This window comes from Paraburkholderia solitsugae, assembly GCF_013177695.1.
Classification (GTDB): Bacteria; Pseudomonadota; Gammaproteobacteria; order Burkholderiales; family Burkholderiaceae; genus Paraburkholderia; species Paraburkholderia solitsugae.
Genome location: NZ_WOEY01000027.1, coordinates 85518 through 109350, shown reverse-complemented (window position 1 = coordinate 109350; position 23833 = coordinate 85518). Strand labels below are relative to the sequence as shown.

Below are 23833 nucleotides of genomic sequence, written 5' to 3'. Positions count from 1 at the left end.
CCGATCGTGCCTGGATACGGAAGGTGTACAGGCCCTCAGAGGCGCTTCAGGTGACCTAATATAAAGTCCGAAGTAACCCGCGAGTTCGATAACACTGGAGAGCAGATGAAGACGCCCGGACTCGTCAGGTTCTCCGACTTCGAACTCGACGTCGACCGCTACCAGCTGCGCCGGGCCGGCGAGGAAGTGCGTCTCGAACACAAGCCGATGGAACTGCTCATCCTTCTGGCGGCGCGAGGAGGAGAACTCGTCCCACGCGCGGAGATCGTGCGGGCCTTGTGGGGGGTGAATTCTTTTCGTGACACGGAGAACGGCTTGAACACCGTGGTGCGGAAAATCCGCATCGCCCTGAACGAAGATCCGGTGAACCCGCAGTACGTCAAGACAGTCAAGGGCAAAGGCTACCGGCTGGATGGAATCGAGGCGCCTTCACCCGCCGAATCCCAACCAGGCCCAACGCCCGCCGTTCGCGTGATCGTCCTGCCTTTTGCAAACATGACCGGCGACGCGGCGCAGGACAGCTTCTGCCATGCGTTAGCGGCTGAAACGTCCGCCACGCTCGGCGCGCTCAAGCCTGGCCGATTGATGGTCATCGCGAGGACCACCGCCGCCCGATACCGCCGCACCGAAAAAAGCATTGCCGAGATCGCGCGCGAGCTCGCGGTGGACTATGTCCTCGAGGGCTCCTTGACTCAGGAAGGTGAACGCTTCCGAATCCTCGCCCAGTTGATCCGGTGCGCCGATCAGGTGCAGGTCTGGAGCCATGCTTACGAGCCGATGTCGCGAAGCGTGCTCGATATCCAGAAGGAGATCGGCGCGGCATTGGTCGCCGAAGTGGCGCCGACCCTAACCGAACAACAGCAGACGATGCTTGCAAGGCGGTTGCCCATCGACCCGGCCGCTCACGACGCTTACTTGCGTGGCCGGTATTTCTGGTACCGGCGCGTGCACTTCGATGCGGGGTTTTCCGCGCACCACGCCATCAGCGGCGAGGATTTTTTTCGCAGCCGAGCCTACTTCGAGAGCGCAGTCGAGCTCGATCCGACCTACGCGCTCGGCTACGTCGGCCTGTCGAACTTTCATGGCTCGACGACCGTACACGGTCTTTATCCGCCTGAGCAAGGTTGGCCCCTCGCCCGCGTTGCAGCCGAACGCGCGTTGGAACTGGATCCTGGGCTGCCCGAGGCCCATCACGCGATGGCTGCGGTTCACTACTTCTACGACTGGGACTGGCGAAAAGCTGAAGCAGAGTTTCTTGAAGCGCTGCGCCTGAACCCCAGCTATCCCGAGGCCCGCAGGCTGTACGCGAGGGCTTTGCTGGCGATCGGACGCGAGCCGGAAGGACATGCGCAATTGAAGCGCGCCGAACAGATCGATCCGCTCGCGTTCAAGGGCTCACGGGCCTTCGGTCTGGTGATGTCGGGCCGTCACGACGAAGTGATGAAAGAGTATTTTTCCGGCGAGCGGAGCGAACGCTCGCCGCTCATCTATCAGCTATTGGCCACGGCATTCGAGATCAAGGGCTTGTTCAAGGAAGCCGTGGAAGCTACCACAGAGGCACTGGCCTCGTGCGGCGCGCACGCCCGCGCACAGGCGATCCGCACCCAGTGGGAAAGCGGCGGCCACGATGCGGTCTTACGCTGGCTTCTGGAAGATCTGCTCGCGAGGCACCGCACGGGCTACATCTCGCCGCTACTGCTTGCCGAGATCTACGCCAGACTCGCCAGACCGCCCGAAATGTTCCATTGGCTCGAGGCTGCGCTTGCCGAACGCTCGTCGCGTGTGTGCGAACTGCGCAACAACCCCTGGTTTCAGCGCTATCTTTCGGCCGGGCAGTTCAGAAGCGTGGTGAAGCGGGCCGGCTTCTGAACACAATCTTGTTCGGTGAATCCGAGGTCCGGCGATCCGGCGATCGCGAGGCAACGCCGGATGCGTCGTTCATTGTCCACCTTTGAATAGATCTTTCATGCGGTCTGCTTCACCGTTGTGCTGCGATTGGATCAGTTCGTTGTAGACCTGCTGGCGGCTTTTGCCGGTCGGCGATCCCATTTCACTGCTGGTCGACGGCGTGCCGCCTACCGCGGTGGTGGCCAAATCCTGGGAAGGCTGCGCTTGCGTTGAAGCGTCTTGCGCGTAAGCGCTGCCAACGGCGAAGGCGATGGCGCCGGCGGCCACAATTCGAAGGGTTTTCATTTTGCTTAACTCCGGAAAGTTAATTCAGGAAAGGCCTCCATGGAGCGGCCAGGGGAGTGATTCCCTGAGCCCATGCACCGGGAGCCTGAAGGGCGTTTTAAAGCGAGACGCCTGATGACATGCTGCTTGTGCGTGAGCGTTTCGCCCATGGAGGCTGAATGAAGAAATCCTTAATTCTCGCGGCGAGGTGTCCGGGCTCGAGGTGCGCTCCACGAGCGATTTCAGGGGATCGGCCATGACCGGCAGTTCGCCCCCGATGCCCACCGAAACAAGGCGCGCCCGCCAGCGCTGGACGATTATCGTCACCAGCACCGGGGGCGCGCTCGAGACTTTCGACGTCGTCGTTTACGGCTTTTTCGCGCAGGAGATCGGCCGGGCGTTCTTTCCCGCCAGCGCGGGTCTGTCGACCGTGACTTTGTCGTTTGCGGTATTTGCGCTGGGTTTTCTGGCGAGGCCGTTAGGCGGCATCTTCTTCGGCCACCTAGGTGATCGGTACGGCCGGCGCCGGGTTTTTGCCTGGTCGGCGATTGTCGCAGCGCTCTCGACCCTGCTCATCGCGATCCTGCCGGCGTACCGCATGTGGGGCGCGGCGGCCCCTTTTCTGCTGCTCGCGCTGCGGCTCACGCAAGGATTCTGCGTCGGCGGCGAACTGCCGGGCGCGATCGTCTATGCGGTGGAAACGGCGCGGATGAAACCGGGCTTCTCGTGCGGCATCGTGTTCTTTGCGGTCAACATGGCGTTGCTGCTCGCCGTCGGCATCAACCTCGTGGAGCAACGCACGCTTACGCCGGCGCAGATCGACACGTTCGGATGGCGCATCGGCTTTCTCGCCGGCGGCGTGATCGGACTATTCAGCTTCCTGCTGCGCCGCACCTTGCCGGAAACCGACGCCTATGCGCGGGCTGGCGATGCGCGGGAGCAAAAACCGCTGTCCGTTCTGCTACGCGATTATCGTGGGCCGATTGCCGTGGGCATGGTTGCGTCGATGCTGGTCGGGCTCAGCAATGGCCTGATTGTTACGCATGCGCCGGCGTGGCTTCGGCTGCTTCACTATGAACCGCAACGGATTGCCGCCGCTCAGACGCTGCATGTCGTGGCGATCTCTGCCTGCATGCTGCTGATTGCGCACATCGGCGACGTGCTGCCGCGACGCTATCTGTTCCGGGCCGGCGCCGTGTTATCCGCTCTGTTCGCGCCGGTTTTTTATCTGACGCTGGCCCGTCATCAGGCCGATCTGCGTGTGATCTTTTTGATCGCTGCGGTCGTCGCTTCGTTTGCGAACGGAACGTTTGCCTGCGCGATTGCGGAATTATTTCCCGTCGGCGTGCGCTATAGCGGTGTAGCAATGGCGATCAACATCGGGCTGGGGACGTCGATGGGCGTAGCGCCGCTTGCCGCCAATGTGCTCATTGCGAGGACAGGCTGGATGGCGGCGCCGGCGCTTCTACTGGTGTTCGGCGCGGCGCTCGCGTTTGTTGCTTCGTTTGGGATGCGCCAGCTGGTCTATGGGAAAGAAGGCGCGTTATGCCGCCTCAAGGTTCGATAGAGCATCCACGTGGCTGCCGAGCCCATGCCCACCGTCATCGACCACGCGATTCCCGTCACACCCCAGAAGTGCGTCAGAGGCGGCACGATCGCGAACAGAATGACCATCTGTATCAGCGACGCGTGCGTCGTCGCCTTCGCATCGCCGACCGCGCGCAAGTAGGCGACAAGCACCGCGATCAATGCGCCGATTGCCATGTTGATGACGAAAATTTTGAAGAGCGGGACCGCCGACATCCACGCGGGACCGAGAATCAACGCGAAGAGCGGCGCCGCAGTCATCCGCAGCAGCACGACGAACATCGTCAGGCCGCAGGCGACGACAACCAGGTACAGCTTGACAAGCCGCGCCGCCACGCGCGCGTCGTGCCGGTGTTGCGCCGAAAACGTCGGAAAAAGGTATTGCCCCATCGCAAACGCCGCGTCCGTCAGCAACATCTGCGCGAGCTTTGACGACATCTGGTACGCGCCCAGTTGCGCCGGCCCGAGCAGTTTCCCGACCACAACCTTGTCGAACTGGTTGAGCAGCAGATTCACGACGCTCCCCGCCCAGATCCAACGGCTGAAGCCAATGTAATGACCGATCCCCGACCACGCGGCTCGAATCGGCGGCCGCGGCTTCATCGTCGCCCACGTGAGGGTGCTTTTCAGCGTTTCGCCGACGATCATGCCGATTAGCAATGAGTAGGCGCCCGCTCCGCCGAACGCGAACGCGAGGCCAGTGCAGCAATCAACAAATGCCGCAGCGATTTCGATCCCCGCGATGTGCTGGAAGCCGCGATTGCGCTGGACCACAAAGTAAGCGGGCGATGCAACGCCGCGAATCAGAGGCAGCGCTGCCGCAAGCTGTAACAGTACGAGTGCATTGCCGAGGTGAAACTGGCTGTTCATCACCGGCGCGAGCGCAATCAGCAGCAACGCGACCAGCAGGCCGCGTGTCGCGAGCGTGGTCCAGACGGCGGCGAGTTCTGAACGAGTCGGCGTATTGGTCCCCTGGATGACCGCCTGAGGGAGACCCGTGTCGGAAAGGGATTCCGCGATCGCGACCCCGAGTAGCGCGATGCTGACGCTCCCGATCGCCGACGGCCCGAGCATCCTGCCGATCGCAAGAAATTTGATTGCTACGAGTCCACGCACGGTGAACTGCTGCAACAGCACCCACGTCGCCGCGCTCGTGCCAAAGCTGGCCGCTATTGAGAACGCCGGAAGCCTGATCGCCCGCAAGCTGTATCTCCGTCGAATCGGAGCGCCGCTGAATCGGCCACACGCAGCGATTCAACGCATCGCTGCGAAACGCCGCTGGCGCAAAATAGTGAGGTCGCACCAGCAAGCTGGCGAGCTTTTTCATCGAATACTATGTATGACCTTACCGCGAGAGAATCGGCGACAACCGCCATCAGCTAGGCCGGTTCAGCCGAACCCATTGCGGACTAGTACGTTGACCCACAGAACGGGTCAAATAGACAGGTCCACTGCCGCCGCCGATGCTAACGTTGTTCCGCTAGCGCCCCCAGACTGGCGGCGCGAGGGTGCCTTTTCACAACGCATTCGACCACTGACGACCACCGCATCGATGGAACAAGACTACGTCCTGATTGTGGAGCCCAACCTCACCGGCCATCGCTGGCGCTATGTCGAATGGACCATGCAGGCCTGCACGGAAGCGGGCTATCCCTGCATGCTCGCGACGGAATCCGGCAACGAAGACCATCCGCTCGCCAGACAGATCGTCGCTGCGAACCGCGCGGATCTGCAAATCGCGTTCGTCGATCCCGACGAACGGCCACGCGGGCTGCTGCGCCAGTCGAACCAGTACTCGCGCTTTCACCGCTATTTCAAGCGCGTGCATCGGGTCGTCAGCCGTGCGCAACCGATCAGGCTGGTGGTCGTGCCCTATGTCGATTACTTCTTCTACGGGCTGCCGTTTCTCGGCTCGCCGTTCGGCAAGACGCCGTGGATCGGTATCACGATGCGCTCGACCTTCCATCATCACAAAGTCGGCATCAAGTCGCCGGATCGACCGGTCGTGAATGCGATCAAGGCCCTGCTTTTCAAGCGCGCCGTACGGACCGCCGGACTGCGCGCATTGCTGACGATCGACCCCACCTTGCCTGAGTGGTCGGCGCGCAGCGCCTCGAAGTCCAGCGCGGCCATCGCCTACGTTGCGGACCCGTTTCCCGACGAGCAAGCGGAAAATCCGGTGCTGGCCCGCGAGCGGCTCGGACTGGACCCCACGCAACGTTATCTGTTGGTGTACGGTTCGATCACCGAACGCAAAGGCATCTACGAACTGGTCCACGCGTTGACCCGTCTGGAGCATGCGCCCACGCTGATCGTCGCCGGTGAGCAGGACGCGGGCACGCGCCATTTCATGCGTAATCATGTGCGCAGCCTCACGCCCGCACCGCTGATATTGGACTCGTTCATTACGAACGACGTCGAGCGCGATCTGTTCTCCGCCTGCGACGCAGTCTGGCTAGGCTACAAGGGACACTATGGAATGAGCGGCGTGCTCGTGCAGGCATACCGCTTCGGCAAACCCGTGATTGCAACCGAAGACGGACTGATCGGCTGGTTCAGCCGGCGTTGCGAGCTGGGACCGATTCTGAGCGACCTGAGCTCCGCCTCGATTGGCCGTGCGATCACCGAGACGATGACCTCGTGGCCGCACGCGCCGCAAGCCGTGCCGGCGGAACGCGAAGATCTGCTGTCGCGGCATACGCTCCGGCAATTCAAGCAGACCTTGCTTCAGCAGATGGCCTGATCCGGCAACACACCGTTCGACACACGACCACCTCGGCAAGAGCCCTCGGAGGCTGGCGCTACGCGCCAACCCACAGCCAGCGGCAGCGGGGCCGGCCGCACGGGCTGAAGGTGATCAGGACAACTGGCCGCCCGCAACAGGTACTTCTTCCCGCACCGAACTGCTGCGCTTTTCAGGGAACATCGCATTGCGCATACGCAGGAACGGATACTCGATCGCGCGGGTCGTGACATAGCCAATCGCAATCGCGAAAGCGAACTGCGCGGCGAGCGCCACAATCCAGATCACGCTCGGGGCAAGACCCATGGCGGTCGCTTTGCGAATCAGCATATCGCCGGGGGCGAGCGCAAGCGAATGCCACAGGTAAATGCCGTACGAATAGAGGCCGATCCAGGCAATCCCGCGATATACCCACGACGAACGGAGCGATCCCGAATACTCCAGCACGAACACAATCAGCGCGGCGAAACCGATCGCCTGAATCGTATAACCAATGCTTTCGTCGAGCGCGAAGTGTGGCGTCGCAAAGGCGAGCCACGCGCATAGCATCACGATGCAGGCGACCAGCAGCCACTTGCGCTTCGCAAGTTGATGATAGACGCCTGGTTTCATCCAGTAGATCGCGGACAGAATCACACCAACCAGCAAACTGTCGATGCGGTATTGCGTGTACGCAAATGCCCCTTCCAGGTTGCCGCCCGCCACGGCGAAGCAGCGCGCGGTGAGCACCACCGTGCAGATTCCGGTGAGCACACCGACAATCGTCCACGCGCCGAGGCGCCAGCGCGCGAACATCAGCAACAGCGCCGGCAGAACGAGATAAAAGTGTTCTTCGACCGCGAGGCTCCAGGTCTGGGTAATCGAGGTACCCAGATAGTTCTGCAGGTGGGTCAGATTCTGGACCAGAAAGGTATTCCACGGATGGCGCCCGGCCAGCACATGAAAGGCGATCAGGATGTAATACGCCGGCCAGATGCGGAAAATCCGCCGGATGATAAAGCGCTTTGCGTCGACGTTGCCTGTTTCGGCGTACTGTCGAAGCAGCAGGCCGCCAACCAGAAAGCCGCTGAGCGTAAAGAACAGATTGACACCTTCACGCCCAAAGTTCTTCAGGGGGTACTCGATGATATGGATCAGGAAGTTGTTGGTATGAACAGCGTGAAAGTGAAAGCCCATCACCATGATAATCGCGATGCCGCGCACGAAATCCAGCTCGATGGCCCGGCTGCCCGTTGCGGGTCCCGCCCCGCCAAATAATTTCATGTTGTTCTCCCCTGTCACCATTCGCGGGCGCATGTCCCTTTTTGCATCTTCGGTGCCGGCACGCGTGCGTGCGCGCCAACATCAAGGCATTGACCGACAACATGGGGAAGTGTGCGCGCATCTTGCAGGGACCGCCCTTGCCACTGTCGCCAGAACCCAGGCAATCGGCGACGAAACCGACCGCGCGCAATCGCCAGGCGGGGTTCTTCCCGCACAATGACCCGATGCGAGACCGTCCGCTATAGACCAACGGCGGATCGACAGCACGGGGAGGAATCAGCAATGCGCCATCAGTATGCGACGCTCTGGATATGGTTTTTTCTGTTACCGCTGGCACTGGACTATAAAGCGACCGACGCCAACGTAGGCCACTTCGCGCAGACCGCGCTGGTGGTGCCGGCAGTCGCCACCGGGCTCGCCCTTTTGCTGATTGCGCCACGCTTTCGCGACCGCTCGCGGTTGCGCTCGGTGGTCACCTTCAGCATGTTGCTGTGCGTGTTCGGCAGCATCGTCGCCCAGTTCATTCAGGATAACGACACGGGCAACTACCTGCGCGTTGTGCTGCCGTTCGCGCTGTTTCTGTTGGGCTATCTGGTGGCCTGCCGTCCATGGAGCGAATACAGAATCTCGCAGTTCGAGCGAGCCCTGTTCTTCGCCAACGTGATCTGTCTCGTGTTCACCTTCGTCTATGGCATGACGACTGGCATGGCGGCGCCGGGGGGCGATCTCGAGGACGTCCGCTTCCGCATCATCTCCGTGACCTTGCTCGGGCTGCAAGGCGTGCTGCTGCACGAATTCATCGTCGCCAAGCGCTTTTCGTTTTTCACGATCGCTGTGTTCGCCGGCACCGTGATCGTCGAGTTGCTGAGCGTCACGCGCAGCTTGCTGGTCGGCGCCGTATTGCTGTTCCTGCTCGCCATGGCGCTGTCCGCGCCGTCGATCCGGCAGATCTGGCGCGCGGCCGCCCGCACGCTAATCGTCAGCGCCGTGCTGGCCGGCGTGGCCGCCATCGCGGCGTTGAGCTTTCCGGCCATCGCCGAGCACTGGACAGAGCGTATCTTCGCGTCGGAGGAAACCGTCACCGGCAAGGACCCGACCACCGTCACCCGCCTCGCCGAGATGCGCGATCAGTATGACCAGGTGACGGCGTCGCCGGAAACGCTGTTGTTCGGCGCAGGCTACGGCCACTACTATCACTATTCCCCCGTCTATCTGCCGGACCTCGCCGGCCAGATCAGCGAGCAGGACTTCTACGCGATCAACGAATGGGCCGCGGGTCACAACTTCTGGGTCTATCAACTCTTCGCGGGCGGATTGCTGTTCGGCGTCGCCATGCCTTTGGCGACCCTCGTCGCCCTGGCGGTCTGCTTCTGCTCGTATCGCTATTGGCGCTCGGTGGTTCCGGACGCGCCCATGCTGCCGGTGCTGGGACGCGCCATCATGCTGTTTGCCGGGCTGCCGGCCATGTCGATCGGCGGCAATCCGCTCGGGCCGCGGTTCTCAGGGCTGGTGTTCGGCGTCGCCCTCGGCCTGATGATTGCCACGCACGCGCGATTGCAGCGCGCGCTGCCGGCGCGGATTAAACGCGTGCGGACTCCACCGCATTTGCGCCCGGCCGCCATGCCTGAATTGCCGGGCAGAATCCAGCCCGGCATGGGCCGTGCCGATCTCGCCACCGCCCTCGGCATGTCCCGCGCGGCAACCGCCGCGCCCGGCTCCCGCCCGTACGGCGCCCTCGTGTCGCGCACCCCGTCGACGCAACGCCCCAATCGACCGAAACTCGCCCGATGAAAATCCTCCATCTGCTTGCCAGTATCGATCCCCGCGCCGGCGGCCCGGTTGAAGGCGTGCGACGCAGCGGCGTAGCGATGCAGGATGCCGGGCACGAAATCGAAGTGGCCACCTGCGATGCCCCCGGCGACGCCTACCTGGCAGCCTTTCCGTTTCCGGTCCACGCGTTCGGCCCCGTCAACAGCCGCTACAGCTACAGCGCACAACTCGCGCCGTGGCTCGCCGCCAACGCGAACCGCTTCGACGCGGTCATCGTGCACGGCTTGTGGCAATACCACGGCTTCGCGGCATGGAAAGCGCTGCGCCAAAGCGAGGTGCCCTACTACGTGTACGTGCACGGCATGCTCGACCCGTGGTTCAAACAGGCTTACCCGCTCAAGCATCTGAAGAAGTGGCTGTACTGGCCGTGGGCCGAATACCGGGTGTTGCGCGACGCACGCGTCGTCATCTATACGACTGAGGAAGAGCGCGCCCGCGCGCGTCAGTCGTTCTGGCTGTACCGGGCGCATGAGCAGGTCGTGCCGTACGGCACGAGCGTGCCGCCGCTTGAAGCCGCGCCCTTGCGCGAAGCCTTCCTGCAAGCCGTGCCCGGCTTGCGCGACAAACGCATCGTGCTGTTTCTTGGCCGCGTGCACGTGAAAAAAGGCTGCGATCTGCTGATCGATGCATTCGCGCGCGTCGCCAGCCGCGACCCGTCGCTACATCTCGTCATCGCGGGTCCCGACGAGGCCGGCTGGGTGGCCAGTCTGCGCGCCCAGGCCCAGGCAGCCGGTATCGCGCACCGCATCAGTCTGCCGGGCATGCTGCAGGGTGATCTCAAGTGGGGCGCGTTTCATGCCAGCGACGTGTTCGTTCTGCCCTCGCATCAGGAGAACTTCGGCGTGGCGGTTGCGGAAGCGCTCGGCTGTGGACTGCCGGCGCTGATCTCCGACAAGGTCAACGTGTGGCGCGAAATCGAAGCGGACGGTGCGGGAATGGTTGCCGCCGACACGGTCGACGGTACGGAAAAGAATCTCCTGCGCTGGCTCGAACTCGACGACATCGCGCGCGCCACCATGCGCGCTCAGGCGGTCCGTACTTTCGAAGCACGCTTCCGGGTCGAAACCATGGTCAGCGCGTTGACCGCTTTGCTGGAATCGAAGGGCAGCACCGGCGAAACGCGTGAAAACACGCTTCCCACGCTGCGCGAAGCCACTCAACCGAGCCGGTGACCGTACGCCACCGGGCGCATACCGTCACCGGCCCGTTCCTCATTGCTCCTTCATCAACGGCGTCAAGGTCGAGGCTGCGATCGGCAGGGTGCCGGCTTGAGGCTGCTGCGGCTGATTCGACATCACCGAACTGTTGGCGGCGTCGCCCCGCGCGTTGCCGACGATATCCGGCACCTCGAGTTGCCGCACCAGATGACCCGCGAGGCGTAGTGCAAGCGCGGCGATCGTGATGGTCGGAAAGTTGGCGCCGACGGTGGGAAATACCGAGCTGCCCGCCACGTAGAGATTGCTCACCCCATGCACCTTGCAATCACGATCGACCACGCCTTCACGTGGCGATTCGTGCATGCGCGTGGTACCCATGTGGTGCCACGTGCCCTCCAGCTTCGCCGGCCAGTGCCGGCCTTCGAGCGGCGCATCGAGTTCGACGTCCGCGATGCCGGCCATCTGCAACTCCTGCGCGAGCAACGCGAACGTTCTGTCGAAGGTGCGCTGCACCTGTTCGCCCAGACGCCACTCCACCTTCACGCGCGGCATGCCGAACCGGTCGCGCTTATCGGCCGACAACGTGACCCGGCTATCGGGATTGGGCACCGCTTCGACGATGGCCTGCAACGTCACGTCGGTGATCAGCACCGGCCACTGGAGGAGTCGCGTCAAACCGTAGCCCACGGTGTGCAGCGGGTGCGCGATCATCGTCGCGACATCGGTCTTCAGGCTGCGGCCCGGCTGGTCCTTCTGCAGCAGCGCTTCCTTGCAGTGGATCAACGCTTCGGACCCTGCGGTTCCTTCGCCGAACCAGCGCGAATAGAGCCACACGCGCGAATTCAGCAGCTTCTCGCGCTCCATCAACTCCTGCTTCGGCGCGAACTGTGACGATATCTTCGTGCCGTGCGCCGACACGGCGGCATTCTGATAGTGATACTTGATGTCGTACAGCTTATTGCGAGCATTGCCCGGACGAAAACGCACTTTGCCGCACATCATCCGCGGGTGATCCATGAAGTAGCGGCCCACCAGATCGTTGGCATTGCCAAGGCCCGCCGCCTGCACGTTGTTCGAGGCCAGCAGGAGGCGCGCGTTCTCGATGCCGCCCGTGGCCAGCACGAAGATCCTGGCGACCACCGTCATCTTGCGGCCACTGAGGGTCGCCACCTGGAGCCGCGAAATGGACGTGCCCTGAGCGTCGGCGTCGATATTCAGGACATTCGCATACAGAAACACGCGCACCCGCGACGAACGCGACAGCTCGTCGCGATAGGCCTTTCCGAAGCGCACGGGTGGGCTGAACTGCGCGACGGTATCGCGCATATCGCCGGTTGCAAGCGGAATGCGGCGCACGTCATGGCGCCCGATCTCGCGCTCCCAGTAGGCAGGATCGAAGTTCTGCGGGCCGAGCTTCAGCAGTTCATGGGTACGCGCATAGTACGGCGCCAGTTCGTCGAGGCCGAACGGCCAGCCACTGTGCGGGATCCAGTCGCGCTTCTCGAAGTCCCACGGATCGAGCGGGCGGCACCAGCCGCCCCAACAATTACTGCTGCCGCCGAAGTAGCGGCTGCGCGAGCCGTCCGCGAACGAATAGGGCAGTCCGGCGTTCTCGCCGCGACAGAGGTCGCGGGTTTCATCGTCAGGCCCGAAGCCCCCGCTTTCGAGCACACAGGTGTCGACCCCCGCCCTCGACATCTCCCGCGCAAGCGTAATACCGGCGACACCTCCGCCGATAATGCAGACCGTCGTTTCAATGACTGTGTTGTGTTCAACTGTACGAGTATCGATGAACATCCCTACTCCCATCTTTTTCACGCATCTCTGAATGCGTCAATCCGGCTACTCATCCAACCGGGGCTGGCAAGCAAACCACGCACATGTCGTTTCCGGACACAGCATCGGCATCGCCGCGGGCGTCGATCAACAGAATCGATCGACAACAATCCCACTGCGTCCGGCGGCATTCCGGCGTGTCAACGACTTGGCCTCCTCAGCGTATAAACGCTGCGGTTCTCTATCTGTGCTTCAGGTCACGGAATCGAACCGTTTCCTGATAAAACGACAGGGATTGCCGCCATACACGCCCTCTGGATCGAGTGAACGATGGACGACGGACAAGGGCGTCACCACGGCCGACCGGCCGATCGTCACACCCATCTGCACAACACATTTCGACGTGATCCAGACGCCATCCTCGATGACGATCGGCGCCACGCGCAGATCCATCGTGGTGCTCATGTCGTGAGAGCCGGCACTCAGGAACGTCCCCTGGGAAATACAGACGTTCGAGCCGATGCGAATCAGCGCCTGGTTGTAGATCCAGACGTCGACGCCGAACCAGCAGTTATTGCCCACTTCCAGATTCCACGGCGACTTCACACGCAATGGGTGCACGAAGCGGCAACCCATGCCGATCTTCGCGCCGAACAGGCGTAACAGCGCAACCCGGACCGAGGAAAACGGCAGCAGCTTGTTGTTGATCACGCAGGCTTCAACGACAAACCAGATGAGCTCGATCAGGGCACCGCGCTTCGCGCAATAGTTTCCCTTTCCCGCGCGGCTCAGATCGATGACACGGCCCTCCTCGCGAACACCGTCGACTTCCGGCATGCGCCCGATCTGCGGATCGTCGGCAACGTTACCCATCATCTTTCTCCACACCACGAACGGGAATCGACATGCCCGCGCATCATGGTTACATTATGTTACTAGTCCTTACTGACCCTGGTTTCATGGCCGTACGGGCAAGCGTTTTGGCGGCTGCACACGTGCCGGTTGGCGCACGATAGCTCTATTGAGACCGCATCTTCCTGGGGCATACGATGACCATCTCGTTTCCGCGTACCACCACCCTGCTGCTTCTCGCCATCGCCACCTACATCGGCACATGCACCGCGCCGGCGCTCGCGCAGAACGCAGCACCCGCGCCCGCTGCACCGGCCCTTGCCGCTACGGCTGCGACCAGCTACGGCCCCCCCACCCCGGCGGCACCCGCCAATCCCGGCGCCGCGCATCGCAACAGCGAAGCCCAGTTGCTCGGCGCGCCGCGCGATTACGGTTCGCCAGACGCGCAACAAGGCAATACCGCCGACGCCCAGCAGGCCGCGCTGCTCGACGAACAACGCATGACGGTGTTGGGAGGGCAAGGCGGTCAGCCGGCTGTGGGCAAGGGCCAACAACGCAACAAGGCGCAGGCCGCCGCCAACGGCAAGGTGCGCGTGGCCGGCCAGCCGGGCGGTCCGAATGCAGCCGACGGCTTGATGCCCGATGGCGCAGCGAAAGCCACTTACGCCGATCCGTACGATGCGGGCAAGCACGCCGTCTACAAATCCCCGTGGTGATATCCCATTCATGAGATGGCCGCTTGCCGGATCAATCCGGCGCGGCTTCCTCCGTTGTAGCCGGCTTGCGCCGCCGCCCGGCCACAGCGGTTGAAGATCTCGAGGCATCAAAATACGGCGGCTCCACGTGCGCAAGCTCGCCGCGAGGCTTACGAACCAGCGTCGCGAGCCGCTCTTCGAAGGTGCGAATCGTCGACTCCGGCGATAGCGCGCGCTCCGCATAATGGCGTGCGGCCCGGCCGAGCGCCGCGCGGCGTTCGCGATCGCTCACCAGCACGGTGATTGCCGCCACTAATGCCTTGACGTTGTCCGGCGGCACGACCACGCCGCGCGGCGACACCGCGTCGTAGAGACCCGTGCCGTGCCGCGCCATGGCCACCACCGCGCGCCCGCTGGCGAACATGCCGGTGAGCTTCGAAGGCATCACCAGATCAGCGGCATCGCCACGTTGCGGCAGAACATGAATGTCGGCGAGGTTGAGCAGTTCGTTCAGGTGTTCCACCGGTTGCAGCGGAATAAAAACGCAGTTCGTCAATCCCGCGCAGCGCTCGATCAAGCTCGCTTTCGCAGCGCCGCTGCCGCAGAAAACGAAGGTGACATCGGCCCGTGTGGCAAGCAACGCCGCCGCATCGGCGAGCGTTTCGATGCCCTGTTTCGCGCCCATGTTGCCCGAGTACAGCACCACCTTCTGGTCCACCGGAATGCCCAGTACACGCCGGTAGTCGCTCGCGCGCGCAAGCGGAAAAATGGTCGACACATCGACCCAGTTGGGCAAGGACACGACCCGCGATGGCTCGACACCCTTGACCACCGCACGCGCACTCATCTGCGGCGTAATCGACGACACGGTATCGAAGCGCCGCAGCAGCGTGCTTTCGATCCAGCGCGCCACGCGGGCTGCGCGCGAGCTTTTCAGCAGACCCAGATCGAAAGCCGCATCGACCTCGAAGTCCTGAATATGCAGCCACGCACTCGCACCAGCGAGTCGCGCGAGCGCCAGTGCAGCAGGCGCGCACATCAGGGTCGGCGCGATCAGCATCGCCGCATCGGGGCGCCACAGCATCTGCCGGGCGAGCAGCGGCAACGAGCTGGCCGCGAAGCTCGCCAGATGCACCATCCGCTTCAGCCCGCTGGGGCGCGCCGGCACCCACAGCGGTGCGCGCCAGATCGTCACGCCGTCGCGCTCCTCGCGCTGATACCGCCAGGACACGTAGCCTGCGGCAACGCACCAATCAGGGTAATAGGGCGGCGCGCACACCACACGAACCTCGTGACCGCGGCCGGCCAGCAGCACAGCCATCTCCGCCGTGTACTTGCCCACTCCCGTCAGTTCGGGCGCGTAGTTGAGGCCGTAGATCAGGATCTTCATTGTGGCTGCCAGAACGTGTTAACGCTGCGCATGCGCAACGGGGCCGTAAGGCGCTTCAGTCGCTCAGCATCAGCGCGCAGCCACGAGCGATATTGGCTGCGGCGGTAGGGGGATCGAATCGGCGAATCACATCCATGCAACGGCGCGCCGTGCCGCCGGCGTCGGCGAACGCCTCCATCGCCTTGAGCATCGTGCGCTGCAGTCCGGCGACGTCGCCCGCCGTGAATGCATAGCCGCTTACGCCGTCGATCACCAGTTCCGGCACACAGCCGCAACTCTCGCTGACCACCGCCGGGCAGCCATGCGCGAGCGCCTCGTTGACGACGAGTCCCCACGGCTCGCTGTAGCTCGGCAGCACCATGCAGGTCGCGCCGTAATACTCGCGGGTGAGCGGCTCGTCCTGCAAACTGCCGGCGAAGGTGACGGCGTCGCCCAGGTCGAGCTTGGCTACTTCCTCGTGCAGTCTCTCCGCCATCGGCCCTGTGCCGACAATGCGCAACTTCGCCGCTGGAATACGCCGCCGCAAGCCGGCGAACGCCTCGATCAGCGTGCCGATGCCTTTCTCTTCCGAGAGACGGCCCACATAGAGAAACACCGGCGGATTGCCGGCGCGCGCGGCGACCCGCTCGACCAGCGCGCGCTCCGGCGAGAACGAGCCGGGCAATGCGGCGGCCTGACACGGCACGAAAATCTTGTCGCCCTTCGCCCCGAGTGACAGCAGATACTCGCGGCTGCGCTCACCGAAGCCGAAATAGCCGTCACAGAGCGAGAAGAACACGCGCTTCGGAATCGACGTCAGCAGCTTCTTGGGCCGGTCGCGCGCGGTCGAATCGCAGAACACCGCACGCCGCTTGCCGGTCACGATGCACGCCGCCAGCATCGCCCAGTATTCCGGACGGTGGTAGCCCGGCAGAACGATCAGGTCCGACTTGGTCCGCAGGACCTCCCAGGTGAGCCGCGCGATCATCTTCAGCGTCGGCACATCCTCGTAGCAACCGTCGAACAACTTGTGCATCGGATAGCGATGGTACGAATAGTCGACATCTGAAAAGCCGACACGATCGTGTTCGGTATCCGCGATCTGCACCATCGAATAGCGAATCGCGCCGGTCGACGAAATGTTATGCAAAGCGGAGAACACGACACCCTTGTGACGCGACCATACGACGTTGTGGAAGATCGTGACTGACGCAGTCATTTTTATTCAACTCCTCGAAAAATCGTCCCTGTGTGCGTTGCACGCGACTCGCGCGAAACGCCCCACGCGTCCCTACAATCTCAATTCCGGAATCGCGCTCCACGGCCTTCCGTGCGCGCCTAGGCCTGCATGGCGGCGGGTGTCGAGCCAGCGTGTAACTCAACGAATTCCCGATACGTGGACGCGATGCCCTCTTCAAGGCCAATGGTCGCGTGCCAACCCATTTGCGCGAGCCGCGATACGTCAAGCAACTTGCGCGGCGTGCCGTCGGGTTTGGAGGCGTCGAAAACAAGTTCGCCCTCGAAGCCGGCCACCTTGCAGATACATTCGGCCAGCTCGCGAATCGACAGGTCTTCACCCACCCCGACGTTGAACAGGCCTTCTGTCACATTGTGTTCGAGCACGAAGAGCGTCGCCGCGGCGAGATCGTCGACGTGCAGAAACTCCCGGCGCGGCGTGCCCGATCCCCACACCGTCAAGGTCGCGGATCCGTTCACTTTCGCTTCGTGCGCCTTCCTCAGCAGCGCCGGCAAAACATGGCTGCTGTTCAGGTCGTAGTTGTCGTTAGGGCCGTACAGATTGGTCGGCATCAACGAGACGTACTGCGTGTTGTATTCACGGTTGTACGCCTCGCATAGCTTGAGACCGGCGATCTTCGCAATCGCGTAGGCGTCGTTGGTCGGCTCGAGCGGCGAGGTCAACAGATACGCCTCGCGGATCGGCTGCGGACATTCCTTCGGATAAATGCACGACGAACCGAAGAACACCAGCCGGTCGACCTGAGCACGAAACGCGGCGTGAATCACGTTGGTTTCGATCACCAGGTTTTCGTAAATGAATTCACCCGGCTGCGACGCGTTGGCGAGAATGCCGCCCACGCGCGCGGCCGCGAGCAGCACCACGTCGATCTTTTCCTGCTCGAAGAAGCGGTTCACGGCAGCCTGATCCGTGAGGTCGAGCTCCGCTCTCGAACGCGTGACGACATTGTGGTAACCCTCGGCATTCAGCCGCCGGACCAGCGCGGAGCCGACCATGCCGCGGTGGCCCGCGACGAAGATGCGTGCGTGTTTGTTCATCGCCGTTACTCGTGATGTTCCAGTGCCGTGAAGCCGGCCAGCGTGACAAGCGCGTCACGTCTTGCAATCTGATAGTCCGCCCGCACCATTTCCTTGACGAGCGCGCTGAACGGCGTAGTCGGCTTCCAGCCGAGCTGCGCATGGGCTTTCGACGGATCGCCCAGCAGCGTCTCGACTTCGGCGGGCCGGAAGTAGCGCGGATCGACACGCACGATCACGTCGCCGGGCGACATCTTGATCTCGCGCCCGTCCACCTTCTCGACAATGCCGACCTCATCCACGCCGCTGCCCTCGAAACGCACCGTGACACCCAACTCGGCGGCGGCGTGCTGAACGAACTCACGCACGCTGTACTGCACGCCGGTGGCGATGACGTAGTCCTCCGGCTGCTCCTGTTGCAGCATGCGCCATTGCATCTCCACGTAGTCGCGCGCGTGGCCCCAGTCGCGCAACGCCGACAGATTGCCGAGATACAAGGTCTTCTGCATGCCCACCGCGATGCGCGCCACGGCGCGCGTGATCTTGCGCGTGACGAAGGTCTCGCCCCGCACCGGCGATTCGTGATTGAACAGAATCCCGTTGCAGGCGTAGAGCCCGTAGGCCTCGCGGTAATTGACCGTGGTCCAGTAGGCAAACAGCTTGGCGACCGCATACGGACTGCGCGGATAGAACGGCGTGGTCTCGGACTGCGGCACCTGTTGCACAAGGCCGTATAGCTCCGAGGTGGAAGCCTGATAAAAGCGCGTCTTGTGCTGCAGCCCCAGAATGCGGATCGCCTCGAGAATTCGCAAGGCGCCAAGGCCGTCCGCATTGGCCGTGTATTCCGGTTCCTCGAACGACACCGCCACGTGGCTCTGCGCCGCGAGGTTGTAGATCTCGTCGGGCTCGACCCGCTGGATCACGCGCAGAATGCTGGTCGAGTCGGTCAGGTCGGCGTGATGCAAAAAGAGTCGCTGGTCGGGGTCATGCGGGTCGCGATAGAGATGATCGATCCGGTCTGTATTGAACAGCGATGACCTGCGTTTGATGCCATGTACGTCGTAATCCTTGCTGAGCAGCAGCTCGGCCAGATACGACCCGTCCTGTCCAGTGATACCGGTGATCAACGCGACCTTACGTTTCATGGAGCTCTCTCCTCATTGCACTTTGCGATGTCCGTGCCATAGCACGGTCGAGTGGCCGGCCCCGTCATGGGGCCGCCGCCGCATCAACCCTTAGCCGGCGATGCTGTCGTAACCGTAATAACCGCCCTGATAGCCAGAACCGAGGAATGCCGCTTCCTGAGGCACATCGGTGAGCAACACGCCTTTGAGCGATACGCCGCCATTGAAGAGGCGCTTGGCCGTCTCGGCAATCTCGTTCAGCGGATGGCGGCCGTGGCGCACCACCAGCAGCGTCGTGCCGGCGTACTTGCCGATCACCGTCGAGTCGGTCACAGCGAGCACCGGTGGCGTGTCGACGATCACGATGTCGTAGTGCGATTTCAATTCTTCGAGCATGGTTTCGAAGCGCTTGCTCATCAGCAATTCAGACGGATGCGAGGGCAGCGTGCCCTTGGCGAGCACGTCCAGTCCGGGCAGCACGTCGCGCTGGATCATGGCCCCAAGATCGCCGCCGCTCAGCACGTCCGAGAGCCCCGGCTGATGGCCGATGCCGAAATGCGAATGGACATCGCCGCGCCGCATGTCGCCGTCGATAATCAGCACCCGCTTGTTCGCCGACGCCACCAGCGCCGCCAGATTCACCGACAGGAACGACTTGCCGGTGTCGGGCCGCGAACCCGTGATCATCACGACGTTGTTCTCGGCGTGATCGAGCGACAACTGCAACGAGGTCCGCAGATTGCGCACGCCTTCCACGGCGATGTCTTCCGGCGCCTGCTGCGCGAGCACATGAAGCCCGCGACGGCGCAGCATGACGTTTTCCTGCAAACGCAGCTGAGTCTGGCTGCGCGGCACGATCGCGAACACCGGCACGCCGAGCACCGCTTCGAGTTCGTCCGGACGTTCCACGCCGCCGTACATCGCGCGCTTGAAGAAGGTCAGCATGATGCCGATCATCACGCCGCCGCCGAGCGAGATCAGAATCGCCAGCACGCGCTTCGGACGAACGGGCTCGTCAGGCGTTTCGGCGAAGTCCACCACCCGCACGTTGCCCACCTGGCCGGCTTTCGCCACCCGGAGTTGCTGCGCGCTGTTCAACAGATTGGTATAGAGCTCCGTGTCGACGTGCACGTCGCGCAGCAGGCGCAATGCGGTCTGCTCGGTATCCGGCATCACGGCCACGCTGCGGTTCATGCTGGCCGCCGCGTTCTGCAACTCAGCAATCTGTGCATCGAGCGCGGCCACCGCGGGGTGATTCGCCGTGAAGCGCTGCGACATCTCCGCGCGTTGCTGCTGCAGATCGAGCAGCTTGGTCTTGTTGTCGACCACCTGCTGCAGCAGCAGACGGCTCTCTTCACCGAGATCGACCGTGCCGTGCTGGTTGCGGAACTTGTTATAGCGTTGCTCGGCGTCGTCGAGTTCCTTGCGCAAGCCAGGCAGTTGCTGATCGAGGAAGGCCAGCATGTGCTCCGCTTCGGTCGAACGGCTCTCCACATCCTGACGCACGAATTCGCGCGCCATGCTGTTGACGATCGCCGCGGTCAGTGCGGGGTCGCCGCCTTCGAGGCTCGTGCGGATCACGCCGGATTGCAGCGTGGTCTCGGCGACCACGAGTGCCTTTTGCAGGCGGTCCACGGTCCCCAGCGTCGAGGCGCGCTGCAGTTCGAAACGCGAGCCGGGCGCGCCGACCAGCTTGTCGACGTGCAACGCGATCGGGCCGTCGGCGGTGTCGGTTTCCACGGTCTCGCCGACATGGCCGGAGAGAATCGCGATACCGTTCTTGTCGCGCAGCACGTATGAACCACCCTCGCCCGCAATCAGCGTGAAGGGCGTGTCGTAAAACTCCTTCGTGGTGTCGAAGCGCGACACGGCAATGCTCTCGTTACCCCATGCGTAGCCCGACAGGTTGATGAACGACGGCAACCTGAAGCCCCATTGCCCGTTCACCAATCCCGCGACCATCCCGCCGATGAACGGCAGAGTGCGCGGCGCAGCCATAATGTCGAGGTGCAGGCTCTTGACCGTTTCCTCGGTGACGAGCCGCGACTTCAGCAGCTCGATCTCCGCCGCCGTCGAGGGCTTGGTGTCGAACATGCCGGTAAGCGGCGGCAAGGAATCCTTGCCGTTCGCGTTAGCGTTCGCCGTCTTGTCCTCGACGTGGAACAGGACATCCGCGCGATACGTCGGCGGCGCGAGGAACGCATACGCGCACCCCAGCGCGAGTGCGATCAGCGTCACCATTACGATCGTGCGCCAGCCCCTCACGATCGTGCGCAGATAGTCCGACAGATGCAGCTCGTCCGATCTGGACACGTCGGTATAGCGGTTTTCGAAGTTAATTGCCATTTTGTTCACCCAACAAAGCCCGGCGGTTCAAGGTCACGTTGCACGGTTGTTATTTCGTCAGGACAGCACCCGTCACAGCCGCATTGATCGCCGGCAGCAGCAGGTTCAACACACGGTTGAAGCGGACCAATGCGCCTTGACCGACGTACACGACGTCCTTCGGCTGGAGCTCGAACTGATTGGCGAGCACCATGGACACCGGCGAGGTCGCATCGAGGTGGTAGACCTGCGGCGAGTCGCTTGTCGAATTGCGGATCACGAACAACTGCCTCGGCGCCGACGTGTTCGAATCGAAGCTGCCGCTATCGGAAATGGCCTGCGAAAGCGTCAGCGAACCGTTGCGCATCGGCTGGATCGTCGCCGGCTTGTTGACCTCGCCCATCACGTAGACGCCGCTGTCTTCGCGCGAAGCCACTCGCACGATGTCGCCGGCCTGCAGGTAGATGTCCGACGGATTGCGGCCGCGCTTGATCAGGTCGTCCACGTTGAGCGGATACGTCACGCCGTTGCGGATCAGTTCAACCCGGCTGCGGTCCGCGTTGGCACTAAAGCCGCCGCCCTGGTTGATCACGCTCGTCAACGACATCGGAATGTCGTTGAGCGATTGCGCGCCCGGTGTGCGCACTTCGCCGTCGACATACACCTGGGCATTACGGAACGAGGCGACCCGCACGGTCACTTCCGGCTTCTGATAGACGACGCTCAGGCGCTTATGCAGCTCCTTCTGGATCGATGCGACGTCTTTGCCTGCCACGTGCAAATTGCCCGCGTACGGGAACTGAATGTCGCCGTTTTCGTCGATCAGAAAACCGGGCGCGGCATCGGTCGTTTTCGTGTTCTGCGCCGGCTGGCCAAGCGCTGCGGCGAGTTCAGGGTGATCCCACACGACGATCTGCAGCACGTCGCCAGGGCCGACCTTGTATGCGCTCGGTTTGCCGAACAGCGCGAGCGTCTGCGGCGGCAATGCCGCGGTCGTCTGCTCCGCCTTCATCTTGCGCAGCAGCGCGAGGTTGATATCGGTAATCGGTATCTGCTGTTGCTGCGAGGGTTCCGTGCTGTAGTCCCCACCCGTGTCCTGAATCGCGGCTGGCGTAACCATCCGCTGACCCGGTACGATCCCGCATCCGGCAAGCAGTACTGCAACTGTGAAAATCACGAGACTTCCCGTGCGTATACCAAGCGAGCTCATGGTGTTTCCTCCTTGCGCCAGGGCATCGTCCTCGGGGGAGGTAGCGCCCAGCGTGCTTGTTAACTACTTAGTAAGCGTTTCGATGCACCAGTCCGGCGACAATCGTCGCGCCGATAATCCGCATATCGAGCGCGAAGGACCAATGCCCCAGGTAGTACAGGTCATGTTCGACGCGACGCTCCATCTTCTCGATGCGGTCGGTTTCGCCACGAAAGCCGTTGATCTGCGCCCAGCCCGTAATGCCCGGCTTGATCCGATAGCGATTGATGTAGCCGGCGACCACTTTCTGATAGAGATCGTCGTGCTCGAGTGCATGGGGACGCGGTCCAACGACCGACATGTCGCCACGCAACACGTTGAAGAACTGCGGCAGTTCGTCGAGGCTCGTGCGGCGCAGAAATGCGCCGACTCTCGTGACGCGCGGATCGTCGCGCGTCGCCTGTTTGAGCGTGCCTTTTTGCTCGGTATGCAGACGCATCGAGCGGAATTTGTAAATCGTGAAGACGCGGCCGTCCGCGCCTTTACGCTTCTGCTTGAAGAGCACCGGGCCACGCGACGAGAGCTTCACCGCGATCGCGATGGCGAGCAGGATTGGCGCCAGGCCGATCAACGCCGCCGCGGCGAACAGGCGGTCGAAGATTTCCTTCTTCAGCATCGAACTGGCCGACAGGGGCGACGCCACGAGGTTGATCGCCGGCACGCCGAGCAGATCGATCACGCCGCTGCCATCGAACAATGCAATGCTGCGCACGTCCGGCATGAAGCGGATATTCACCAGATCGTCACGAAACTCGCTGATCAGCTTGCAGATCAGGGGCTCTTCGGCGAGCGACAACATGAGCCAAAGCTCGTGCACGTCGTTGGTGCGAATGTAGTCGGCAAGCGCATCCACCGTCTCGCAGACAGGCACTCGCGTGCTGGAAACAGCAGACACATCCGGGCGCGTGTTGTAGACGGCCGTGGCGCGAAAACCCGTGCCCGGCTCCGATTCGATCCGGCGAATGATCGCGTCGCATTGCGAGCCGCTGCCGACAATCGCGACCTGATGCAGGTTCAAACCGGCGCTGCGCGCGCGCGCCAGCACCACATGCGTGATCAGCCGGTAAGCGATCAGCAGGCCACCCGTCACCGCGGTCCAGTACGAGAACCACAGCCGCGACACGAAGTCGATGCGATGCAGCGAATACATCAGCACGAGCGCACTACCCTGCACCATCAGCCATGCGAGCGACACCTGCCCGGCCAGCGAGAGCTTGGAGCGGCCGCGCCATGACTCATACACGCCGAACGCTGGAAAGATGGCCAGCGCGAAGGCGGCGGAAAACATCACCAGCGCCCAATAGAACCCGGATTGAGCGAGGTAATCAAAGCGGATCTGCGACGCCACCGCCGCACCCACGAGCACCAACGCGACATCGAAAACTCGCGCGAGCAAATCCTGAAACTTGCGCATTTT

The 23833-nt window shown here is 62.8% G+C and carries 18 protein-coding genes; 6 read left to right on the top strand and 12 right to left on the bottom strand.

What is annotated here, in order from left to right; genetic code table 11:
- Positions 1–105 precede the first annotated feature (105 nt).
- Positions 106–1869 (top strand): winged helix-turn-helix domain-containing protein, encoded by a 1764-nt coding sequence (locus GNZ12_RS07155; RefSeq protein WP_172309685.1) that lies wholly within the window; start codon positions 106–108, stop codon positions 1867–1869.
- Positions 1870–1938: 69 nt separating this feature from the next.
- Here the strand turns inward: GNZ12_RS07155 and GNZ12_RS07150 are convergent, their stop codons facing one another.
- Positions 1939–2193, bottom strand: a complete 255-nt coding sequence (locus GNZ12_RS07150) for a DUF4148 domain-containing protein (RefSeq protein ID WP_172309684.1) — start codon at positions 2191–2193, stop codon at positions 1939–1941.
- Between the two features lie 235 nt (positions 2194–2428).
- On the opposite strand from GNZ12_RS07150, the gene GNZ12_RS07145 reads away from it, so the two are divergent.
- Positions 2429–3739: an MFS transporter gene (locus tag GNZ12_RS07145; RefSeq protein ID WP_172309683.1), complete on the top strand. Its 1311-nt coding sequence runs from the start codon at positions 2429–2431 to the stop codon at positions 3737–3739.
- Here the strand turns inward: GNZ12_RS07145 and GNZ12_RS07140 are convergent.
- The gene (locus GNZ12_RS07140; protein WP_172309682.1) at positions 3697–4962 is read right to left on the bottom strand and encodes an oligosaccharide flippase family protein; all 1266 of its coding nucleotides are present in this window, start codon (positions 4960–4962) and stop codon (positions 3697–3699) included. The two genes, GNZ12_RS07145 and GNZ12_RS07140, sit on opposite strands and share 43 nt — an antisense overlap.
- A 349-nt stretch (positions 4963–5311) precedes the next feature.
- On the opposite strand from GNZ12_RS07140, the gene GNZ12_RS07135 reads away from it, so the two are divergent.
- Positions 5312–6502, top strand: a complete 1191-nt coding sequence (locus GNZ12_RS07135) for a glycosyltransferase (RefSeq protein ID WP_172309681.1) — start codon at positions 5312–5314, stop codon at positions 6500–6502.
- Positions 6503–6616: 114 nt separating this feature from the next.
- Here the strand turns inward: GNZ12_RS07135 and GNZ12_RS07130 are convergent, their stop codons facing one another.
- A complete protein-coding gene (locus tag GNZ12_RS07130; protein ID WP_172309680.1) occupies positions 6617–7765 on the bottom strand; it encodes an acyltransferase family protein in 1149 nt (382 codons plus the stop codon).
- Between the two features lie 282 nt (positions 7766–8047).
- Here GNZ12_RS07130 and GNZ12_RS07125 point away from each other — a divergent pair, with 282 nt between their 5' ends.
- Complete coding sequence (locus GNZ12_RS07125) at positions 8048–9556, top strand: O-antigen ligase family protein (protein WP_172309679.1); 1509 nt, start codon at positions 8048–8050, stop codon at positions 9554–9556.
- Positions 9553–10767 (top strand): glycosyltransferase, encoded by a 1215-nt coding sequence (locus GNZ12_RS07120; protein WP_172309678.1) that lies wholly within the window; start codon positions 9553–9555, stop codon positions 10765–10767. Before GNZ12_RS07125 ends, GNZ12_RS07120 begins: the two co-directional genes overlap by 4 nt.
- Positions 10768–10806: 39 nt before the next feature.
- On the opposite strand, the gene GNZ12_RS07115 is transcribed toward GNZ12_RS07120, so the two are convergent.
- Together GNZ12_RS07115 and GNZ12_RS07110 are read right to left on the bottom strand one after the other, a co-directional pair.
- The gene (locus GNZ12_RS07115; protein WP_172309677.1) at positions 10807–12549 is read right to left on the bottom strand and encodes an FAD-dependent oxidoreductase; all 1743 of its coding nucleotides are present in this window, start codon (positions 12547–12549) and stop codon (positions 10807–10809) included.
- A 231-nt stretch (positions 12550–12780) separates the two neighbouring features.
- The gene (locus tag GNZ12_RS07110; protein WP_172309676.1) at positions 12781–13401 is read right to left on the bottom strand and encodes an LbetaH domain-containing protein; all 621 of its coding nucleotides are present in this window, start codon (positions 13399–13401) and stop codon (positions 12781–12783) included.
- Positions 13402–13577: 176 nt separating this feature from the next.
- Between GNZ12_RS07110 and GNZ12_RS07105 the strand changes: the two genes are divergently transcribed.
- Positions 13578–14096 (top strand): hypothetical protein, encoded by a 519-nt coding sequence (locus GNZ12_RS07105; RefSeq protein WP_172309675.1) that lies wholly within the window; start codon positions 13578–13580, stop codon positions 14094–14096.
- Positions 14097–14127: 31 nt separating this feature from the next.
- On the opposite strand, the gene GNZ12_RS07100 is transcribed toward GNZ12_RS07105, so the two are convergent.
- The 7 genes from GNZ12_RS07100 to GNZ12_RS07070 all read right to left on the bottom strand — a co-directional run bounded on the left by GNZ12_RS07100 (position 14128) and on the right by GNZ12_RS07070 (position 23830).
- The gene (locus GNZ12_RS07100) at positions 14128–15465 is read right to left on the bottom strand and encodes a glycosyltransferase WbuB (protein ID WP_172309674.1); all 1338 of its coding nucleotides are present in this window, start codon (positions 15463–15465) and stop codon (positions 14128–14130) included.
- A gap of 55 nt (positions 15466–15520) precedes the next feature.
- The gene (locus GNZ12_RS07095) at positions 15521–16663 is read right to left on the bottom strand and encodes a glycosyltransferase family 4 protein (protein WP_172309673.1); all 1143 of its coding nucleotides are present in this window, start codon (positions 16661–16663) and stop codon (positions 15521–15523) included.
- A gap of 119 nt (positions 16664–16782) precedes the next feature.
- A complete protein-coding gene (locus GNZ12_RS07090) occupies positions 16783–17739 on the bottom strand; it encodes a GDP-L-fucose synthase family protein (protein ID WP_172309672.1) in 957 nt (318 codons plus the stop codon).
- A gap of 5 nt (positions 17740–17744) precedes the next feature.
- Positions 17745–18863 (bottom strand): GDP-mannose 4,6-dehydratase, encoded by a 1119-nt coding sequence (gene gmd, locus GNZ12_RS07085; RefSeq protein ID WP_172309671.1) that lies wholly within the window; start codon positions 18861–18863, stop codon positions 17745–17747.
- A 90-nt stretch (positions 18864–18953) separates the two neighbouring features.
- On the bottom strand, positions 18954–21188 hold the full coding sequence (locus tag GNZ12_RS07080; protein WP_172309670.1) for a polysaccharide biosynthesis tyrosine autokinase: 2235 nt from the start codon (positions 21186–21188) through the stop codon (positions 18954–18956).
- 49 nt (positions 21189–21237) lie between these two features.
- A complete protein-coding gene (locus GNZ12_RS07075; RefSeq protein ID WP_172309669.1) occupies positions 21238–22377 on the bottom strand; it encodes a polysaccharide biosynthesis/export family protein in 1140 nt (379 codons plus the stop codon).
- 67 nt (positions 22378–22444) lie between these two features.
- On the bottom strand, positions 22445–23830 hold the full coding sequence (locus GNZ12_RS07070) for an undecaprenyl-phosphate glucose phosphotransferase (RefSeq protein WP_172309668.1): 1386 nt from the start codon (positions 23828–23830) through the stop codon (positions 22445–22447).
- Positions 23831–23833 lie beyond the last annotated feature (3 nt).

What these genes read in the sequence shown, in the direction of transcription:
- GNZ12_RS07155 (WP_172309685.1), top strand. Translation starts at nt 106, where the DNA reads ATGAAGACGCCCGGACTCGTCAGGTTCTCCGACTTCGAACTCGACGTC.
- GNZ12_RS07150 (WP_172309684.1), bottom strand. Translation starts at nt 2,193, where the DNA reads ATGAAAACCCTTCGAATTGTGGCCGCCGGCGCCATCGCCTTCGCCGTT.
- GNZ12_RS07145 (WP_172309683.1), top strand. Translation starts at nt 2,429, where the DNA reads ATGACCGGCAGTTCGCCCCCGATGCCCACCGAAACAAGGCGCGCCCGC.
- GNZ12_RS07135 (WP_172309681.1), top strand. Translation starts at nt 5,312, where the DNA reads ATGGAACAAGACTACGTCCTGATTGTGGAGCCCAACCTCACCGGCCAT.
- GNZ12_RS07130 (WP_172309680.1), bottom strand. Translation starts at nt 7,765, where the DNA reads ATGAAATTATTTGGCGGGGCGGGACCCGCAACGGGCAGCCGGGCCATC.
- GNZ12_RS07125 (WP_172309679.1), top strand. Translation starts at nt 8,048, where the DNA reads ATGCGCCATCAGTATGCGACGCTCTGGATATGGTTTTTTCTGTTACCG.
- GNZ12_RS07120 (WP_172309678.1), top strand. Translation starts at nt 9,553, where the DNA reads ATGAAAATCCTCCATCTGCTTGCCAGTATCGATCCCCGCGCCGGCGGC.
- GNZ12_RS07115 (WP_172309677.1), bottom strand. Translation starts at nt 12,549, where the DNA reads ATGTTCATCGATACTCGTACAGTTGAACACAACACAGTCATTGAAACG.
- GNZ12_RS07110 (WP_172309676.1), bottom strand. Translation starts at nt 13,401, where the DNA reads ATGGGTAACGTTGCCGACGATCCGCAGATCGGGCGCATGCCGGAAGTC.
- GNZ12_RS07105 (WP_172309675.1), top strand. Translation starts at nt 13,578, where the DNA reads ATGACCATCTCGTTTCCGCGTACCACCACCCTGCTGCTTCTCGCCATC.
- GNZ12_RS07100 (WP_172309674.1), bottom strand. Translation starts at nt 15,465, where the DNA reads ATGAAGATCCTGATCTACGGCCTCAACTACGCGCCCGAACTGACGGGA.
- GNZ12_RS07095 (WP_172309673.1), bottom strand. Translation starts at nt 16,663, where the DNA reads ATGACTGCGTCAGTCACGATCTTCCACAACGTCGTATGGTCGCGTCAC.
- GNZ12_RS07090 (WP_172309672.1), bottom strand. Translation starts at nt 17,739, where the DNA reads ATGAACAAACACGCACGCATCTTCGTCGCGGGCCACCGCGGCATGGTC.
- gmd (WP_172309671.1), bottom strand. Translation starts at nt 18,863, where the DNA reads ATGAAACGTAAGGTCGCGTTGATCACCGGTATCACTGGACAGGACGGG.
- GNZ12_RS07080 (WP_172309670.1), bottom strand. Translation starts at nt 21,188, where the DNA reads ATGGCAATTAACTTCGAAAACCGCTATACCGACGTGTCCAGATCGGAC.
- GNZ12_RS07075 (WP_172309669.1), bottom strand. Translation starts at nt 22,377, where the DNA reads ATGAGCTCGCTTGGTATACGCACGGGAAGTCTCGTGATTTTCACAGTT.
- GNZ12_RS07070 (WP_172309668.1), bottom strand. Translation starts at nt 23,830, where the DNA reads ATGCGCAAGTTTCAGGATTTGCTCGCGCGAGTTTTCGATGTCGCGTTG.